13 protein-coding genes and 9 pseudogenes are annotated in these 18,476 nt (G+C 72.8%); 1 reads left to right on the top strand and 21 read right to left on the bottom strand.

The window, feature by feature from the left end; translation table 11 throughout:
* Nucleotides 1-203: 203 nt before the first annotated feature.
* From FF86_RS11240 to FF86_RS46025, 17 genes and pseudogenes are all read right to left on the bottom strand, one after another.
* Nucleotides 204-659: a tellurite resistance TerB family protein gene (locus tag FF86_RS11240; RefSeq protein ID WP_044884479.1), complete on the bottom strand. Its 456-nt coding sequence runs from the start codon at nucleotides 657-659 to the stop codon at nucleotides 204-206.
* A gap of 101 nt (nucleotides 660-760) precedes the next feature.
* Entirely contained in the window at nucleotides 761-3,076 is a 2,316-nt protein-coding gene (locus tag FF86_RS11235) for a hypothetical protein (protein ID WP_236705409.1), read from the bottom strand.
* A 22-nt stretch (nucleotides 3,077-3,098) separates the two neighbouring features.
* A complete protein-coding gene (locus FF86_RS11230) occupies nucleotides 3,099-3,695 on the bottom strand; it encodes an adenylate kinase (RefSeq protein ID WP_044884478.1) in 597 nt (198 codons plus the stop codon).
* A gap of 193 nt (nucleotides 3,696-3,888) precedes the next feature.
* Nucleotides 3,889-4,075, bottom strand: a pseudogene (gltD, locus tag FF86_RS46090) (glutamate synthase); the annotation flags it as partial.
* 1 nt (nucleotide 4,076) lies between these two features.
* Nucleotides 4,077-4,248, bottom strand: a pseudogene (gene gltD / locus FF86_RS46085) (glutamate synthase); the annotation flags it as partial.
* 1 nt (nucleotide 4,249) lies between these two features.
* On the bottom strand, nucleotides 4,250-5,331 hold a 1,082-nt coding region (locus tag FF86_RS11225; protein ID WP_242418564.1), incomplete at its 3' end, for a glutamate synthase subunit beta.
* Nucleotides 5,332-5,450: 119 nt separating this feature from the next.
* A pseudogene (locus FF86_RS46080) lies at nucleotides 5,451-5,596 on the bottom strand (hypothetical protein); the annotation flags it as partial.
* 1 nt (nucleotide 5,597) lies between these two features.
* A pseudogene (gltB, locus tag FF86_RS46075) lies at nucleotides 5,598-8,316 on the bottom strand (glutamate synthase large subunit); the annotation flags it as partial.
* Between the two features lies 1 nt (nucleotide 8,317).
* A partial coding sequence (locus tag FF86_RS46070) for a glutamate synthase central domain-containing protein (protein WP_304438129.1) occupies nucleotides 8,318-10,034 on the bottom strand: 1,717 nt, incomplete at its 3' end.
* 267 nt (nucleotides 10,035-10,301) lie between these two features.
* Nucleotides 10,302-10,784 (bottom strand): prolipoprotein diacylglyceryl transferase family protein, encoded by a 483-nt coding sequence (locus FF86_RS46065; protein ID WP_396229834.1) that lies wholly within the window; start codon nucleotides 10,782-10,784, stop codon nucleotides 10,302-10,304.
* Nucleotide 10,785: 1 nt separating this feature from the next.
* Nucleotides 10,786-11,405 (bottom strand): prolipoprotein diacylglyceryl transferase family protein (locus FF86_RS46060; RefSeq protein WP_242418563.1); only part of this gene is annotated, 620 nt, incomplete at its 3' end.
* Nucleotides 11,406-11,465: 60 nt separating this feature from the next.
* Nucleotides 11,466-11,784 (bottom strand): annotated as a pseudogene (locus tag FF86_RS46055) (tryptophan synthase subunit alpha); the annotation flags it as partial.
* A gap of 1 nt (nucleotide 11,785) precedes the next feature.
* Nucleotides 11,786-12,293 (bottom strand): tryptophan synthase subunit alpha (trpA, locus tag FF86_RS46050; protein WP_242418562.1); only part of this gene is annotated, 508 nt, incomplete at its 3' end.
* 48 nt (nucleotides 12,294-12,341) lie between these two features.
* A pseudogene (locus FF86_RS46045) lies at nucleotides 12,342-12,996 on the bottom strand (pyridoxal-phosphate dependent enzyme); the annotation flags it as partial.
* Nucleotide 12,997: 1 nt separating this feature from the next.
* A partial coding sequence (locus FF86_RS46040; protein WP_242418591.1) for a pyridoxal-phosphate dependent enzyme occupies nucleotides 12,998-13,568 on the bottom strand: 571 nt, incomplete at its 3' end.
* A 152-nt stretch (nucleotides 13,569-13,720) separates the two neighbouring features.
* Nucleotides 13,721-14,277: pseudogene (locus tag FF86_RS11200) on the bottom strand (indole-3-glycerol-phosphate synthase); the annotation flags it as partial.
* 49 nt (nucleotides 14,278-14,326) lie between these two features.
* Nucleotides 14,327-14,524: pseudogene (locus FF86_RS46025) on the bottom strand (indole-3-glycerol-phosphate synthase TrpC); the annotation flags it as partial.
* A gap of 242 nt (nucleotides 14,525-14,766) precedes the next feature.
* Here FF86_RS46025 and FF86_RS11195 point away from each other — a divergent pair.
* Nucleotides 14,767-15,135, top strand: coding sequence for a hypothetical protein (locus FF86_RS11195; RefSeq protein ID WP_044884471.1), 369 nt, complete (start codon nucleotides 14,767-14,769; stop codon nucleotides 15,133-15,135).
* Nucleotides 15,136-15,138: 3 nt separating this feature from the next.
* Here FF86_RS11195 and FF86_RS11190 read toward each other — a convergent pair whose 3' ends face one another.
* The 4 genes and pseudogenes from FF86_RS11190 to FF86_RS46020 all read right to left on the bottom strand — a co-directional run.
* Nucleotides 15,139-15,786, bottom strand: a complete 648-nt coding sequence (locus FF86_RS11190; RefSeq protein ID WP_044884470.1) for a Trp biosynthesis-associated membrane protein — start codon at nucleotides 15,784-15,786, stop codon at nucleotides 15,139-15,141.
* A complete protein-coding gene (locus tag FF86_RS11185) occupies nucleotides 15,783-17,321 on the bottom strand; it encodes an anthranilate synthase component I (protein WP_055406181.1) in 1,539 nt (512 codons plus the stop codon). Before FF86_RS11185 ends, FF86_RS11190 begins: the two co-directional genes overlap by 4 nt.
* Nucleotides 17,318-17,716 (bottom strand): phosphoribosyl-AMP cyclohydrolase, encoded by a 399-nt coding sequence (gene hisI, locus FF86_RS11180; protein ID WP_044884468.1) that lies wholly within the window; start codon nucleotides 17,714-17,716, stop codon nucleotides 17,318-17,320. The genes FF86_RS11185 and hisI overlap by 4 nt, the downstream gene beginning before the upstream one ends.
* Nucleotides 17,713-18,475, bottom strand: a pseudogene (locus tag FF86_RS46020) (ABC transporter ATP-binding protein); the annotation flags it as partial. The gene hisI and the pseudogene FF86_RS46020, both read right to left, overlap by 4 nt.
* Nucleotide 18,476 lies beyond the last annotated feature (1 nt).

Here is an 18,476-nt window from a genome sequence, read left to right as displayed (position 1 = left end):
TCGTCACGCGCCGTCACGTCAGGGATGCACCCGGGCGGACGTGGGCGCCGCCATCCGCGCCCGCCTGCCGGCTCCCCGGGCAACCCGCTGACTTGCAGGTCAGCGCGTTCGGGCGATGTGCCCGAGCATCCAACTCCGCCGGCGAGCAGGGGAGGAAGTGTGACGAGATAGGCGCGCGGCGACCGCCGCACCCCGGAGCGGATCTACAGATCGAACTCCTCGGGGCTGATCCCGACCGCGTAGCACGCCTCGCGCACGACGGCCTGCTCGCTCTTGTCGAACGTGCCGTCCGCCCCGCCGATGACGATCCCGATCTGGATGACGGCGCGCGCCTCGGCGGGCTTCTTCTTCGTCTTGCCGATGTCCTGCAGGACGGACACCTTGCCGAACTCGAAGTCCGCCTGGAGCTTGCCGACGTAGTCGTTGAAGCGTCGCTGGAGGTCGTCGGCCGGAAAGTTGTTGAGCACGTCGTTGGAAATGATCAACGACGCGACCCGCTGACGCTCGGCCGGATCGATCGTCCCGTCCGCCGCCGCGACCAGCGCGCAGATCGCCATACTGGCATCGCGGAAGGCTCCGCTCTTCAGGTCGTTCTTCTTCGCGGCGAGCTGGCCCTGCATCGTCTGGGCGGACTGCCGAAGCTGGTTCCAGATGGGCACCTGAGCTCCCTTGCGCGGGTGTGGGTCGACGAAGGCGTCTTCTCGCTGGTTGCAACGCACGATGGCCGATCCATGCTCCCACCATCACCGCCGCCGCCGTATCAGCCCCCGGCGGCGGAGGCGGCCGAAGCGGGGAGACGATTGAGGCGGTCCACCGCGGTCTGCGCCGTGCCGATCGTCGAGAAGTCGACCGCGACGAACGTCGGCGTCCGCCCCTGCTGCGCGCGGCAGCGCTCGGCTCTGCCGACGATGGTGTCGGCGGCGTTGGAGGTCAGCGCGGCCCGCCGGCTGGGCGCGGCATCGGTGAGCCAGTGGTTCATCAGCAGCAGCCCCGCGCCGGCCGCGCCCCGGTTGCGCACACAGTCGCGCAGGTCCTCGGGCCGCTTCGCGTCGAACGGCGTGTCGGCGGCGTACCGGTAGAAGCCGCGCAGGAAGGTGCCCGGCAGGTCCTGGCGCTCGGTGAAGACCACCAGCCGCCGACCCGAATCGATCATGGTGCGCAGGGTCGGCCAGCGTCCGTGGGGATCGTCGGGCGGCGTCGCGACCATTCCGGCGAGCCCCGCCGCCGCGACCCCGCCGGCGATCTCGCTGGCCGGGACGTCGTCGTCCTGGATGATCAACGTCACCACCTCGGTCGGGTTGCGGGCCATCCAGTCCCGCACCCGGCCGAGCTCCGCGACGAAGTCCAGCGAACCGAGCTGACACAGGTTGTGGCACAGCCAGACGCCGGGCCGCGTCGACACGGCGCCCCGGCTCAGCGGTGCCAGCGCCGCGCGGGTCGCCGGCGGCAGGGTGGCCAGGTACGTCTCGACCTGCGCGGGTGGCGTCCAGTGATGGACGTCGAGCAGCAACGTCCGCACCCCGGAGTCGAGCTGATGGACGATCGTCGGGTCCTGGGACGGACCGAGGAACCGGTCCTCGCTGTTCGCCATCGCGTTGTGGGTCGCGAGGTAGGTCACCTGGTCGTAACGCCGGTCGCACAGCGACGGGCTGCTCTCGCACAGCTCGCGCGGCTCGGCGGCGGCGCCGGGGAACGCGGTCCAGGTCACGGTGACCATCACGGGCACGGCCAGGACGAACGCGGTGGCGACCCGGCGGCGGCGACCGGTCCGGCTCCACCGGGCCGACACCGCGACCAGCAACGACAGTCCGGCGGCGGCGAGGCCGACGACGAGCGTCCAGGCCACGACCCGCAGGTAGTCGCCCTCCACCGTCCCGTAGGCGTACCGGGAGAAGTCGACGAGCACCCTGCTCGCCCCGGGGGGCAGCGGCGAGCGCGGCCCGGCGAGCGAGGTCAGCGGATTGGGCAGGGTCAGGCGCAGCACCGCCCCGAGCAGGGCCGCGCCGAGCCCGGCCGCGATCATCGCCCCGGCCGCCGCGCGGACCCGCGACACCCCCCGCCGCCCGGCCAGCACGACGATGCCGGCCAGCGCGCCCGCCATGATCAGGCTGAGTAGCGCGGTCGCCCAGGTCAGGGTGGCGGCGACGTCGTGCAGGCGGTCGATCGCGGTGATCGCCGGGGAGTCGCGCAGGTCCGACAGGCGCAGGCCGAGGTCGAGGGTGGAGCCGTGCAGCGACGCCTGCAGCCGGGCGGTGGCCCGCTCGTCGCCCTGGAAGACCTGCGGTCCGATCAGCGCCAGCGCTCCGGCGACGTCACCGGAGCGCAGCATCGCCCGCAGCTCGGGGCCGACGCGCGCGCGGGTCGCCGGGTCCACCCGGTCGAGCACGAGCGGCAGGATCCGGTCGGTGTCCTGCGGGGTCAGCTCGATGCTGGGCAGCGATGCCGGGGGGCGGCCCGCCGCGATGTCGTCCAGCGCGGTCAGCACGCCGTGGGTGAAGTCCTGCACGGAGGCGGCCCGGTAGCTGGTGCCGGTGCCGAGCTCGCCGGCGATGTAGCGGTTGGCAAGGCCGGAGATGTTCCCGAAGATCGGCCGCAGGTCGACCGCGAGCTCGACGTCGCCGGTACGGGCGCGCAGGTAGTCGACGATCCGGGTGATCTGCTCGTCGGTCATCTCCTGCACCGTCGCCGGCGGCAGCACCGTGCGCAGGTTCGCGGTGACCAGTGAGCTGTCGATCGGCAGCCCGGCGAGCAGGGTGTCGACCGCCGGGTCGGGCAGGACCTCGGTGTAGATGCGGTCGTAGGCGTGCGCCCGGGCCAGCGACTGGGAGTAGAAGGCCGGGTTCAGCACGGTCCGCGCCGCGGTGAGGATGACCACCAGCGGCAGCCCGCAGAACACGACGAGGGCGACGAGACCGACGTGCGCGGCGCGACGGCGGCCCGTGTTCGAGGGCCCGGCGACGCCCGTGCCCCGCCCGGCCCGTACCGACGGCTCCCGCTCATCCGCGCCCTGGCTCACCGCGTTCAAGATATCGCGCGCCGACGCGGTCATCGCGGGCGGCAGCAACCGGGGGCTCATCGGAGCTCCCCCGCCGGAGCGGTCAGCCGGGGTGGTGCAGCTCGGGGTGGGCGGTGTCCTCCAGCACGCGCTCGATGCGGGCGGCAACCTCGTCGGGAGTGCCCGCGCCGTCGACGGTGCGTAGCAGGCCGCTGCGACCGTAGTAGCGGCGCAGCGGCGCGGTCTCCTCCGCGAAGACCTTCAGCCGGCGGCGAGCGGTGTCGTCGGCGTCGTCGACGCGATCCTCGGTGTGCGCGCGGCGACGGATGCGGTCGAGCACCTCGTCGATGTCGACGTCGAGGTCGACGACCGCGTCGAGGGGGCCGCAGCTCGCGGCGAGCATCCGGTCCAGCGCCTCCGCCTGCGGGTAGGTGCGGGGGAAGCCGTCGAGCAGGAAGCCGACGGCGCAGTCCACGCTGCCGTCGAGCCGTTCGGCGACCATGTCCAGGACGATCTCGTCAGGCACGAGCTCGCCGGCGCGGACATACCGCTCGGCGCGGCGGCCCAGCTGCGTGCCCGCGGCGATCTGCCGGTCGAAGAGCTGGCCGGTGGAGATCGCGGGGATGCCGTGGCGGGCGCTGATGCGCGCGCCCTGCGTTCCCTTGCCGGAGCCCGGGGGGCCGAGCAGCACGAGCCTCATATGACAGGACGGTACCGCCACCAGCGCCGATGCCCCCAGCAGATCTCGGTCAATCAGGGCAGATCCGGCACGGAGCAAGGCACATCACAGCGAAATGTCACCCGCTGCGAACCTCCGGCCTACGCGGCCGCACCGATGATGTCGGCCGGGACCGGCCGCGACGGCCGCCCCCCGCGGGAGGCAGCCGTCACCGTCAGCGACGGGTCGGGGTGATCGGCTCGGGCAGGTCGGTGCGGCCCATGAGGTAGCGGTCGACCGCGGCGGCCGCCGCGCGCCCCTCCGAGATCGCCCAGACGATCAGCGACTGGCCTCGGCCCATGTCCCCGGCGACGAACACGCCGGGCACCGACGACGACCAGCCGGCGTCGCGGGCGACGTTGNCCCGGGGGTCGAGCTCGACGCCGAGATCGGTCAGCAGGCCGGGCTTCTCCGGGCCGGTGAAGCCCATGGCCAGCAGCACCAGCTCGCAGGGCAGCTCGACGTCAGTGCCCTCGACCTTCTCGAACTTCCCGGCGACGAAGCGGACCTCGTGCATGCGCAGCGCCCGCACGTTNCCCTCGTCGTCGCCGAGGAACCGCTCGGTGTTGACGGCGAACACCCGCTCGCCGCCCTCCTCGTGCGCGCTGGAGACCCGGTAGACGATCGGGTAGGACGGCCACGGGTTGGCCGGCGCCCGTAGCTCCGGCGGTCGCGGCATGATCTCGAGCTGGTGCACCGACGCCGCGCCCTGGCGATGTGAGGTGCCCAGGCAGTCCGCGCCGGTGTCGCCGCCGCCGATGATGACGACCCGCTTGCCCTTCGCCGAGATCGGCGAGGTCGCCAGGTCACCCTGGGCGACCCGGTTCGCCGGCACCAGGAACTCCATGGCGAGGTGGATGCCGCCGAGCTCCCGGCCGGGGACCGGCAGGTCGCGACCGACCGTCGAGCCACCCGCCAGCACGACCGCCTCGTAGGAGGAACGCAGCTCGTCGGCGGAGATGTCGACCCCGACGTTGCAGGAGGTCACGAACGAGGTGCCCTCGGCCTCCATCTGGGCGAGCCGCTGGTCGACGACCTTCTTCTCCATCTTGAACTCGGGAATGCCGTAGCGCAGCAGCCCGCCGACCCGGTCCGCCCGCTCGTACACGACGACGTCGTGCCCGGCGCGGGTGAGCTGCTGGGCGGCGGCGAGCCCGGCCGGCCCGGAGCCGACGACCGCGACCCGCTTCCCGGTGCGCACCGTCGGCGGCACCGGCACGACGGTGCCGTCCGCCCAGGCCCGGTCGATGATGCTGACCTCGACCTGCTTGATGGTCACCGGGTCGTCCCCGATGCCCAACACGCAGGCCGCCTCGCACGGCGCGGGACACAGCCGGCCGGTGAACTCGGGGAAGTTGTTCGTCGCGTGCAGCCGCTCGATGGCGTCAGGCCAGTCCCCGCGCCGGGTCAGGTCGTTCCACTCGGGGATGATGTTCCCCAGCGGGCAGCCGTTGTGGCAGAACGGGATGCCGCAGTCCATGCACCGGCTGGCCTGCTCGCGCAGGTGCTCCTCGGGAAAGGGCTGGTAGACCTCCCGCCAGTCCTGGAGGCGGAGGTCGACCGGCCGGCGCTTCGGCAGCTCCCGGCGGTGCTTGAGGAAGCCTGTCGGGTCAGCCATGACACTCCTGTCGGATCCGTCCGGGCCGCCCGGCCCCCTGCGCGATCATCTTCGGCGAGATCACCTTCGGTGCGATCAGCGTCTCCGCGGCCGGCCGGCCGCCGCNCACCGCGCGCCGCTCAGACACGACTCGCCGCCATGATCACGTCTTCGGCCACGAGGCCCTGCTCCTCGGCCTGGCGGATCGCGGTGAGCACCCGCTTGTAGTCCCGCGGCATGACCTTGCGGAACGCGCCGCGCACGTTCTCCCAGTCGGCGTAGAGCCNCGCGGCCACCGTCGAGCCGGTCTCCCGGCGATGGCGGACGAGCAGGTCGCGCACGACCGCCTCGTCGGCGGCCTCCAGATCCTCGACGTCGACCATCTCGGTGTTGATCCGGGCCTCGACCGGGTCGAACAGGTACGCCACGCCGCCGCTCATGCCGGCGGCGAAGTTACGCCCGATCGAGCCGAGGACCAGCACCGTTCCACCGGTCATGTACTCGCAGCCATGGTCGCCGACGCCCTCGACGACCGCGGTCGCCCCGGAGTTGCGCACGCAGAACCGCTCGCCGACGATCCCGCGGAAGAACGCCTCTCCCGCCGTCGCCCCGTAGAGCAGGACGTTGCCGGCGACGATGTTCTCCTCGGCGCGCAGCGGCGACTCCTTCGGCGGGAACACGAAGATCTTGCCGCCGGACAGACCCTTGCCGGTGTAGTCGTTCACGTCGCCCTCGAGCGTCAGCGTCATGCCCTTGGGGGCGAAGGCCCCGAAGCTCTGCCCGGCGGACCCGGTGAAGCGCAACTGGATCGTGTCGTCGGGCAGCCCGGCCGCGCCGTACCGCTTCGTCACCTCGTAGCCGAGCATGGTGCCGACGGTGCGGTTGACGTTGCGGATCGGCATCTCCAGCCAGACCGGCCGGCCGTCGTCGAGGGCCCCCTCGCAGAGCTGGATCAGCGAGTTGTCCAGCGCCTTGTCCAGTCCGTGGTCCTGGCTGGAGGTGCAGTTCAGCGAGCCGCCGAACGGCCGCTCGGGGCTGTGCAGCAGCGGGGTGATGTCCAGTCCGGACGCCTTCCAGTGCTCGATCGCCGCGCGGGCGTCGAGCAGGTCGACGCGGCCGACGGCCTCCTGCAGGGTCCGGAAGCCCAGGGCCGCGAGGTAGCTACGGACCTCCTCGGCGATGAAGGTGAAGAACGCCTCGACGAACTCCGGCTTGCCGGTGAACCGCTCCCGCAGCGCCGGGTTCTGGGTGGCCACTCCGACCGGACAGGTGTCCAGATGACAGACGCGCATCATCACGCAGCCGGCGACGACGAGCGGCGCGGTGGCGAAACCGAACTCCTCGGCGCCGAGCAGCGCGCCGACGACGACGTCGCGGCCGGTCTTGAGCTGGCCGTCGACCTGCACGACGATCCGGTCGCGTAGCCCGTTGAGCAGCAGCGTCTGCTGGGTCTCGGCCAGCCCCAGCTCCCAGGGGGCGCCGGCGTGCTTGAGCGAGGTCAGCGGGGACGCACCGGTGCCACCGTCGTGCCCGGAGATCAGCACCACGTCGGCGTGTGCCTTGGAGACGCCGGCGGCGACCGTGCCGACGCCGACCTCGGCGACCAGCTTGACGTGCACCCGCGCCTTCGGGTTCGCGTTCTTCAGGTCGTGGATGAGCTGGGCGAGGTCCTCGATCGAGTAGATGTCGTGGTGCGGCGGCGGGGAGATCAGGCCCACACCCGGCGTCGAATGCCGGGTCTTCGCGATCCACGGGTAGACCTTGTGCCCGGGCAGCTGGCCACCCTCGCCGGGCTTCGCCCCCTGCGCCATCTTGATCTGGATGTCGTCGGCATTGGCCAGGTACTCGCTGGTCACGCCGAACCGGCCGCTGGCGACCTGCTTGACCGCCGAGCGGCGCAGGTCGCCGTTGGCGTCGGGGACGAAGCGGCGGGCGTCCTCGCCCCCCTCGCCGGTGTTCGATTTGCCGCCGAGCCGGTTCATCGCGATCGCCAGGGTCTCGTGCGCCTCCGCGCTGATCGACCCGTAGGACATGGCGCCGGTCGCGAACCGCTTGACGATCTCCGAGACCGGTTCGACCTCCTCGATCGGCACCGGCGGGCGCACCCCGGTGCGCAGCTCGAACAGCCCGCGCAGGGTCGAGTTCTCCCGGGACAGGCCGTCGACCTTGCCGGTGTACTCCTGGAAAACGTCGTACTGGCGGGTCCGGGTGGCGTGCTGGAGCAGGAAGACGGTCTCCGGGTTGAACAGGTGGATCTCGCCCTCGCGCCGCCACTGGTACTCGCCGCCGACCTCCAGGCCGCGGTGGGCGAGCTCCGAGGCGACCCGCGGATGCGCGCGGCGGTGCCGGGCGGCGACCTCGTCGGCGATGACGTCCAGCCCGACGCCGTCCAGGCGCGAGGGGGTGCCGACGAAGTAGGCGTCGACCAGCTCCTGGGACAGGCCGATCGCCTCGAAGACCTGGGCGCCGGTGTAGCTGGCGACGGTGGAGATGCCCATCTTGGACATCACCTTCAGCACGCCCTTGCCGAGCGCCTTGATCAGGTTCTTCTCGGCCTGCTCCCGGGACACGTCGGCGATCTCGCCCTCGGCGATCAGGGTGTCAATCGACTCGAACGCCAGGTACGGGTTGACCGCCGCGGCACCGTAGCCGGTGAGCAGGGCGATGTGGTGCACCTCGCGGGCGTCGCCGCACTCGACGATGAGGCCGACCTTCGTCCGGGTCCGCTCCCGGATCAGGTGGTGGTGCACGGCCGCGGTGAGCAGCAGCGACGGGATCGGCGCCTTGCGCTGGTCGGAATCACGGTCGGAGAGCACGACGATGCGCGCGCCGTCGGCGATGGCCTCGCTGACCCCGGCGCAGATCTCCGCCAGGCGCGCCGCGAGCGCCGCCCCGCCCCCGTCGACGTCGTAGAGGCCACGCACGGTCACGGAAGCGAAGCCGGGCATGTCCCCGTCGTCGTTGATACCGATGATCTTCGAGAGCTGGCCGCTGGAGATCACCGGGNAGGGCAGGTGCACCATCCGGCACGACGCCGGCGACGGCGCGAGCAGGTTGCCCTCCGGGCCCAGGGTCCGCCCGAGGCTGGTGACCAGCTCCTCCCGGATCGCGTCCAGCGGCGGGTTGGTGACCTGCGCGAAGAGCTGGGTGAAGTAGTCGAACAGCAACCGGGGACGGCTGGAGAGCACGGCGACGGGGGTGTCGGTGCCCATCGAGCCGATCGGCTCGGCGCCCGAGCGCGCCATCGGCGCGACCAGGACGCGCAGCTCCTCCTCGGTGTAGCCGAACACCTGCTGGCGGCGCAGCACCGAGGAGTGGCCGTAGATGACCTGCTCGCGGTCGGGAAGGTCATCCAGCGAGATCAGCCCGGCGTGCAGCCACTCGGCGTAGGGGGCGGCGTTCGCCAGCTCCGACTTGATCTCCTCGTCGCTGACGATGCGCTTCTGCGCGGTGTCGACGAGGAACATCCGGCCCGGCTGGAGCCGGCCCTTCTGGACGATCTTGTGCGGCGGGATGTCGAGCACGCCGACCTCGGAGGCCATCACGACCAGCCCGTCGTCGGTCACCCAGTAGCGCGACGGGCGCAGGCCGTTGCGGTCGAGGACCGCGCCGATGACCGTGCCGTCGGTGAACGCGATCGACGCCGGACCGTCCCAGGGCTCCATCAGGGTGGAGTGGAACTCGTAGAAGGCCCGCAGCGCCGGATCCATCTCGGCGTGGTTCTCCCACGCCTCGGGGATCATCATCAGCACCGAGTGCGGCAGGCTGCGCCCAGCGAGGTGCAGCAGCTCCAGCACCTCGTCGAAGCTCGCCGAGTCGCTCGCGCCGTCCGCGCAGATCGGGAACAACCGGGCCAGGTCGCCGGTGATGAGGTCGCTGGCCAGCAGCGCCTCGCGGGCCCGCATCCAGTTCCGGTTGCCACGGACCGTGTTGATCTCGCCGTTGTGCGCGACGAACCGGTACGGGTGTGCCAGCGGCCAGCTCGGAAACGTGTTCGTCGAGAAACGGCTGTGCACGAGCGCGATGGCGCTGGCGAACCGCGGGTCGTCGAGGTCGGGGAAGTAGGCCGAGAGCTGATGCGTGGTCAGCATGCCCTTGTAGACGAGGGTCCGTGACGACAGCGAGGACAGGTAGACGCCGGTCTCCCGCCGGATCCGCTTGCGCACGCAGAACGCCCGGCGCTCCAGGTCACCCACGTCGAAGCCGTCGTCGGCGCCGCCCTCGGCCGGCCCCTGCGCGTTCGCCACGCCCTTCGCTCCCGCGCCGGGCAGACTGCCTGGCAGCGCGAGGAAGAGCTGGCGCATCCGCGGCTCCACCTCGCGGGCCGCGTGCCCGACGATGTGGCTGACCGTCGGCACCTCGCGCCAGCCGAGGACCCGCAGGCCCTCCTGGCGGACGATGCGACTGATCGTGCGCACCGCGTCGTCGCGCTCCCCCGCAACCTGCGGCAGGAAGGCGATGCCCACCGCGTACCGCCCGGGTGCGGGCAGGGCGAAATCGACCACGTCGCGCAGGAACAGATCAGGGACCTGGACCAGGATGCCGGCTCCGTCGCCGGTGTCCGGGTCGCTGCCCGACGCACCCCGGTGATCGAGGTTGCGCAGCACGGTCAGGCCCTGGTCGACCAGTTCATGGCTACGTCGGCCGCGCACATCGACGACGAAGCCGACACCACAGGCGTCGTGTTCGAAGGTGGGGTCGTAAAGACCTTGCGCACTCGGCATCCGGCGAAGTCCTGTCCATCTTCAAGGGCTGAAGGAGGTGCGGACGACGCTGTCCGAGGTGAAACGAGACATGACAGCGCTGGCCCAGCGCCGGCTGCCTCCTGTCGAGTGTGCCACGCGCCGCGTCGATGCGCCGTGATCATATATGTCCAGGAGATCACGGCCGTATAACGTCACATTTCCGGGCATGACCACGGGTGGCCCGAGTAGTGCGGCGCCCCCGCGCCGTGAACTCGTGCGCGCCGCTCGGGGCAGCGGCGTAAACGCTCAGGTCGCGGGCGGTCTTTCGACCCGCGCCCGCCCCGAGGGCACCGCGCCCGCCCCGGTCTCGGCCCCCGCGACCGGCTGTTCTGCGCGGGAGGCGTCCTCGGCCCCCTCGGCACCACCCTCTCTCGCGGGGGCACGGACCGCATGCGCGGCACTGCCCGCGCTGGCGGCACTGCCCGCACTGGCGGGACTGGCATCGGCGGCACCGGCCGTGCGGGTTCCGCTGCCGGGTTCGCCCCCGGCGTCCGTCGGCTGGCGCCGGGGACGCTCCTGGACGAGACCCAACGCCCGCTGCTCCTCAGGTGACACGTCCGGATCGACCGGCCGGCGCACGACCAGCAGCGCCACCACCGCGCCGACGCACACGATCGCGGAGGTCCAGATGTTCACGCGCAGGCCGAGGATCTCGTCCGCGGTGTCGATGCGCAGCATCTCGATCCACAGCCGACCGAACGTGTAGAGCGCGACGTACAGGGCGAACAGNCGGCCGCGGCCGAGCCGGTGGCGCCGGTCGACGACCAGCAGGATGCCGGCCACGACGAGGTTCCACAGGAACTCGTAGAGGAACGTCGGCTGGTACGTCGCCACCCCCGGGTCGGCCCGGTGTTCGGGGTCGATGCGCACCGCCCAGGGCAGCGTGGTGGGCTTGCCATAGAGCTCCTGGTTGAACCAGTTACCCCAGCGGCCGATGGCCTGGGCGAGGATGATCCCGGGCGCGGCGGCGTCGGCGAACAGGGCGAGGCTGATCCCGAGACGCCGGGCGGCGAGCCAGGCGCCGAGCGCGCCGCCGGCGATGGCCCCCCAGATCCCCAACCCGCCGTTCCAGATCTTCACCACGTCGGCGACGTGCCCGTGCTCGCCGAAGTAGGCGTCCGGGGTGCTGAGCACGTGGTAGATCCGGGCGCCGACGATCCCGAAGGGGACGGCCCAGTAGGCGATCTCCCCGGCGATCGCCGGGTCCATGCCTCGGGCGCGCAATCTGCGTCCGGTGACGACGACGGCGACCACGATGCCAATGATGATCATCAGGGCGTAGGCGCGCAGCGGCACCGGCCCGAGATGCACCACACCGCGGGAGGGGCTGGGGATGGCGGCGAATACCACGGTCGTCAGGCTATCCCGGCGGCCGCGGCGACCCGGTGGGGGGCCGCGGCGCCACTCCGGTCAGGCCGAGGCCGGGACGGGGGCGCGCACCCCTTCGGCGAGCTCGGCGGCCAGCCGGCCGATGCCGTCGAGGGCGGCGGCGTCGCCCGCGCCCGAGCGCTGCGCGTCCACCAGAACCTTGACCAACGCCGAGCCGACGATCACCCCGTCGGCGAACCCGGCGACCTCGGCGGCCTGCGCGCCGGTGCTCACCCCGAGGCCGACCGCGACCGGTAGCTCGGTGGTGGCCCGCACGCGGGCGACCAGGTCGGCGGCCCGGGTACCGACCGCAGCGCGGGTGCCGGTGACGCCCATCAGGGAGGCGGCATAGACGAACCCGNGGGAGATCCCGGTGACCAGCCGGATCCTGGCGTCCGAGGAGCTCGGCGCGACGAGGAACACCGGGTCCAGTCCGTGCTCCGCGCTCGCCGCGAGCCACGGGGCCGCCTCCTCGGGCGGCAGGTCCGGAGTGATCGCCCCTGCCCCGCCGGCCGCGGCAAGATCGGCGGCGAATCGCGCCGGGCCGTAACGGTCGATCGGGTTCCAGTAGGTCATGACCACGGTCGGCGCACCGGTGGCGGCGACCGCCTCGACGGTGCGTAGCACGTCCGCGGTCGTCACCCCGCCGCGCAGCGCCGCGTCGGCGGCGTCCTGGATCACCGGCCCGTCCATGGTCGGATCCGAATAGGGCAGGCCCACCTCGACGACGTCGACACCCGCCGCGACCATCGCCCGCATGGCCGCGATCGCGCCGTCGACCGTCGGGTAGCCGGCCGGCAGGTAGCCGACCAGCAGGGATCGGCCCTCCTCGCGGGCGGCCGTGAAACGCTCGTCCAACCGACTCTGCACCGTACTGCGTCCGTTCCGTCGGGCCCGAGGGCTGCCTGTGCGCCGGCGTCAGCCGCGCGGGTCCACGTCGGCGGCGGCGCCGCCCGCGTCGTCGAGCAGGCCGAACCAGCGGGCCGCCGTGTCGACGTCCTTGTCGCCGCGACCGGAGCAGTTGACCACGACGATCGCGTCCGGGCCGAGCTCGCGAGCGACGTCGAACGCGCCGGCGAAGGCATGCGCGCTCTCGATCGCGACCAGGATGCCCTCGGTGCGGGCGACCAGCGCGAGCGCCGCCATCGCCGCGGCGTCGTCGACGACGCGATAGCTCGCCCGGCCGGTCTCGTGCAGCAGCGCGTGCTCGGGGCCGATGCCGGGGTAGTCCAGGCCGGCGGAGATCGAGTGGGACACCTGCGTCTGACCGAACTCGTCCTGCAGCAGGAACGTCCGCATGCCGTGCAGCACGCCCGAGGAGCCGCCGGCTATCGCCGCGGCGTGCCGCCCGGTGGCGACCCCGTCCCCGCCGGCCTCACAACCGATCAGGGCGACGTCGGTGTCAGGGATGAACGGGTGGAAGATGCCCATCGCGTTGGAGCCGCCGCCGACGCAGGCGACGACCGCGTCGGGCAGCCGGCCGGTGCGGTCGAGCACCTGGGCCCGAGCCTCCACGCCGATGATGCGCTGGAAGTCCCGGACCATCATCGGGAACGGATGCGGGCCCATCACCNAACCGATGCAGTAATGGGTGTGCTCGACAGTGGCGACCCAGTCGCGCATCGCTTCGTTGATCGCGTCCTTGAGGGTGCGGCTGCCGGAGGCGACCGGGACGACCTCGGCGCCGAGCAGGCGCATCCGGGCGACGTTGAGCGCCTGCCGGCGGGTGTCCTCCTCACCCATGTAGACCACGCACTCCAGGCCGAGCAGGGCGCAGGCGGTGGCGGTGGCCACCCCGTGCTGACCGGCGCCGGTCTCGGCGATGACCCGGGACTTGCCCATCCGCCTGGTCAGCAGGCACTGCCCGAGGACATTGTTGATCTTATGGGAGCCGGTGTGGGCGAGATCCTCGCGCTTGAGCAGGATGCGGGCGCCGCCGACGTGCTCGGTGAGCCGGTGAGCGTCGGTCAGCGGCGTGGGCCGGCCGGCGTAGGTGGCGAGCAGGCCGTCGAGCTCGGCGACGAAGCCCTCGTCGGCCCGGGCCTGGTCATAGGCCTCGGTCAGCTCCTCGAGGGCCGCCATGAGCGCCTCGGGCACGAACCGCCCGCCGAACCGGCCGAAGTGCCCCGCGGGATCGGGAAACACCTGCCAGTTCTCCGCCTGCTCCCGGACGGCGCCGGCGGACGGCGTCGAGGTCGCGGTCTCNGCGGGAGCTGGCTGAGCAGCGGTTCGGGTGGCCACAGTGCGACTGTATCGGTCCGCACCGACAGGCCGGTCGATCCGCCGGCCCCCGGCCGCTAGCGGCCGACCCTGGCCGCCGGATGCGCCCCGGCGGCCACGAGGTCGGCGACGGTCTGGCGGGGATCGCCGGTGACCGCCGCCTCGCCGACCAGCACCGCGTCGGCCCCGGCGGCCGCGTAGGCGAGCAGGTCGCGTGGGCCGCGCACGCCGGACTCGGCCACGGCGAGCACGCCGGCGGGCACCATCGGCGCGAGCCGGGCGAACGTGGCGCGATCGACCTCCAGAGTGCGCAGATCACGGGCGTTGACGCCGATCAGCCGGGCGTCGGCGTCCAGCGCGCGGCCAAGCTCCGCCTCGTCGTGCACCTCGACGAGCGCGGTCATGCCCAGCGACTCGATCCGCTCGCGCAGGCCGACCAGCCGGGGCTGGTCGAGCGCGGCGACGATGAGCAGCACGAGGTCCGCCCCGTGCGCGCGCGCCTCGAAGACCTGGTAGGGCGAGACGATGAAGTCCTTGCGCAGGAGCGGGACGTCCACCGCGCGGCGCACGGCGTCGAGATCGGCGAGCGACCCGCCGAAGCGGCGCCCTTCGGTGAGAACGCTGATGGCGGCGGNGCCGCCGGCCTCGTAGTCNAGGGCGAGGGCCGCGGGATCGGCGATGGNCGCCAGCTTCCCCTTCGACGGGGAACTGCGCTTGACCTCGGCGATCACCGATACCGGGGAGTTGCGGAACACGGCGAGCGCGTCCTTGGGATCGGGGACGCGCTCCACGCGCTGCTTGAGGTCGGCGAGGGGGGTCTGCTGCTCGCGGGCGGCCAGGTCGGCCCTGACCCCGTCGAGGATCTCGGCGAGGACGCTCATCGACCCGCGCTCGCGGCTGTCGCGGTCATGCCGCGATGGTAGGCCAGGCCCGGCGACCCGACCCGAGGCCCCCACAACTTGCTACGACCCGCAACGCTACGTAGCCAACAGTCGGGCAACGACGGCCCGCCTCTCGGCCGGCGGTTGCGGCGGTCCGCGCCACGCCGTGCACGCGGCGCAGTGGCGCCAGTCGCCTTCGATCCCCTATAGTCGAACACGCGTTCGACATCGAGGGAGTTCTCATGGACACTCGCCGCACCTCCTTTCCGCTGATCCAGGGCATCCCCCCGGTCCCCGACCAGGCCCCGCCGCGCCGGGTGGCCGGCGCCGGGCCGGCGGCGGCCCCCGCCCAGGCCGGGGACTGCGCCCAGGCCAGTGCCGCGGCACCGGCCTGGGTGGAGCAGCTTGACGCGCTCGCCCGCTGCCTGGCTCGGATGGACGCGCTCATGGCGATGGTAGAGGCCGACCTCGACCGCCACACACGGGTTCTCGCCGCGCTGGCCGACCCGCTTCCGCAGCTTGCACCCGTGGCCATGCCGCCGGATCTCGACTTCCCCCCGTATCCCGATCTGCCGGACGGTGCCGGCGTGTCCGGCCGCGGCGGCCAGTGATGATCAGGTGGGGTCGTGGCCCCGCTCGATCGCGTCCCAGGCGTCGACCGGCCGGGCCTCGCGGGCCTGGTAGCGGCCGGACATCCCCGGCCAGGAGCGGCCTCGCAGGACGGCGAGGACACCGGCGGCGGTGAGCAGCACGCCGCCGAGCATCGCCAGCCAGGGCGCGGCCGTGCGGTGCACACCGCTGATCTCTGCCTGCCCGCCGGGGGTGAACTGGCGGACCTGGTCGGTGTCGCGCAGGGCGGACAGCGGATCGAAGCCGATGTTCCCCGCCACGTAGGCGATGCCGATCCCGGCGGCGACGGCCAGCAGGCCGACGACCGGCCGGCCGATCCGCCGGGTTGCGACGATCGCGACCGCGGCGGCGAGGCCGACGAGGGCGAGTGCGGTCGCCGCCGAGGCGATGTCGCCGCCGGTCCAGTGCACGGCGAGCGGCGCCGCCACGGCGGTGGCGTCCCGCTCGCCGCGGGGGGTGCCCACCCGGGCGGAGACCCAGGTCGCCCCGCCGCACACCAGGACCAGACCCGCGCCGAGCAGGCAGCCGAGCACGGCGAGCACCCGCTCCCGGCGCCCGCGGCGGGCCGCCCGCGCCGCGCCGGCATCGTCGACGGCAGCCGGCGGGGAGTCCGCCGGCAGGCCGGCGCTCATGCCGGAGGCCGCAGCGACTCGGCGACCTCGATCGCGCGCAGGACCGCCGCCGCCTTCGTGCGGCTCTCCAGGTCCTCGGCGTCGGGATCGGAGTCGGCGACGATCCCGGCGCCGGCCTGGACGTAGGCCACGCCGTCGCGCAGCACGGTGGTGCGGATCGCGATGGCGGTGTCCAGGTCGCCACCGAAGTCCAGATAGCCGACCACGCCGCCGTAGAGGCCGCGGCGCGTGGGCTCCAGCTCGTCGATGACCTCCATCGCGCGCACCTTCGGCGCCCCGGAGAGCGTGCCCGCCGGGAAGGTCGCGGTGAGCACGTCGACGGCGCTGCGCTCCGGTGCCACCTCACCGATCACCGTGGAGACGATATGCATGATGTGCGAGAACCGTTCCACCGCGGCGAACTCGACGACGCGCACCGAACCGGGCACACAGACCCGACCAAGATCATTTCGGACCAGATCGACGAGCATCACGTGCTCCGAGCGCTCCTTCGGATCGGCGAGCAACTGCGCCGCGAGCTCCGCGTCGCGTTCCGGCGTCGCGCCCCGGGGGCGGCTGCCCGCGATGGGATGCAGCAGCGCCCGTCGCCCGGTGACCTTGACGTGCGCCTCCGGCGAGGAGCCGACGACGTCGTGGTCGCCGAACCGCAGCAGGTACATGTACGGGCTCGGGTTCGTCGTGCGCAGCACCCGGTAGACGTCGAGGGAATCGGCGGCGGTTGCCCGCTCGAAACGCTGGGAGACCACGATCTGGAAGCACTCCCCGGCCCGGATCTCCTCGATGGCCCGCTCGACCGCGGCCTGGAAGGCACCGGGCGGCGTGGCGGAGACGAAGTCACCGACCCCGGTGGCCGCCCCGCTGGTCGTCGCCACCGTCGGCTCGCTCCACTTCGCCAGGTCGCTGGTCATCGCGTCCAGCCTGGCCACCGCGTCGTCGTACAGGGCGTCGAGGTCCGGGCGGGTGGCCTCGGCCAGATCACCGCCGGGCGCGGCCGAGGCCCCCGTGAAGACGTTGGCGACCAGCAGGCACGAGCCGTCGGCGTGGTCGAGGACGGCGAGGTCCGTGGTGAGCAGCATCCGCAGCTCGGGCAGGCCGAGATCGTCGACAGCGTGCGAGGGCAGCCGCTCGATGCGGCGGACGATGTCGTAGCCGAGGTAGCCGACGAGGCCGCCCATCAGCGGAGGGGCGTCCGGATCGTTCGCCGCGCGCAGGGAGCGTTCCACCGCGCGCAGGATGTCCAGCGGGTCGCCCTCGGTGGGCACGCCGGGCGGCGGTGTGCCCACCCAGATCGCCTCGCCGTCGCGTTCGGTCAGCGTCGCCGCGGCCCGCACCCCGATGAAGGAGTACCGCGACCACACCCCGCCGTGCTCGGCGGATTCGAGCAGAAACGTGCCCGGGCCGCCGGCGAGCTTGCGGTAGATCCCGACCGGGGTCTCCCCGTCGGCGAGCAGCCGGCGGGTGACGGCGACGACCGGGCGACTGCCGGCGGCGGCGTGGAAGGCGGCCCGGTCGGGGAGGATCCGCCCGGTGGTCATCGGGCCGGCCCGGCGTCGGCCGTGACGCCCGGGTTACCCACGCGCGCGGGCAGCGGATCGGCAACGAAGCAGTTCCGGGTGCCGGTGTGGCAGGCGGGGCCGACCTGGTCCACCCGGACGAGGACGGCGTCGCCGTCGCAGTCGAGGGCGACCGAGCGGACCCACTGCTGGTGGCCGGAGGTATCGCCCTTGACCCAGTACTCCCCGCGGCTGCGGCTCCAGTACGTGGCCCGCCCGGTGGTCAGCGTGCGATGCAGCGCCTCGTCGTCCATCCACCCGAGCATCAGCACCTCGCCGGTGTCGTGCTGCTGGGCGATGGCCGGGAACAGACCGGCGTCGTTGCGACGCAGGCGGCTGGCGATGGCGGGATCCAGAGCGGATGGACGTACGGTCACGGCTCCATTCTGCTCGTCCGTGGCGGCGGAGCAGGGTGCACGTCGACCGACCCGACCGGCGCCGCCGGGGCTACCACCCCCGCTTCCGAAGCCGCCACCGGACCCACCGCGACCGCCCCGACACCCGCCGCCCAGGACTCGTGCATCCGGCGGTACACCCCGGGCACAGCGACCAACGTACGGTGATGGCCCCGTTGCACGATGCGCCCGGCGTCCACGACGACGACGTCCTGCGCCGCCTCCGCCGTCGACAGTCGGTGCGCGATCGTCACCGAGGTGCGGTCCCGGGTCAGTTCGGCCAGCGCCGCCGCCAGGCGCACCTCGGTCTCGGGGTCCACCGCGGAGGTCGCCTCGTCCAGGACCAGCAGGTCCGGATCGGCCAGCCGGGCGCGGGCCAACGCGACGAGCTGCCGCTCGCCGGCCGACAGTCGCGCCCCGCCCTCCCCCACCCGGGTCGACAGCCCCGCCGGCAGCCCGGCGAGCCAGTCGGCGAGGCCCAGCGCCTCGAAGGCGGCGCGGACAGCCTTGTCGTCGGCCCCAGGTCGGCCGTAGCGGACGTTGTCGGCGATCGTGAGGTCGAACAGGAAGCCGTCCTGCGGCACGAGCAGCACCCGGCCGCGCAGCGAGGCGAACCGCACCTCGGGCAGCGGCACGCCGCCGATCCGCACGGTTCCCGTGGTCGGATCCATGAGCCGGGTGAGCAGCTTGGCCAGGGTCGTCTTGCCGGATCCGGTCTCGCCGACCACCGCCACCCGCGTGN

This window comes from Frankia sp. CpI1-P (genome assembly GCF_001421075.1).
GTDB lineage: Bacteria > Actinomycetota > Actinomycetes > Frankiales > Frankiaceae > Frankia > Frankia torreyi.
Note: the sequence above shows the minus strand (reverse complement) of the source record. Positions and strands in the feature narration are given on the sequence as shown.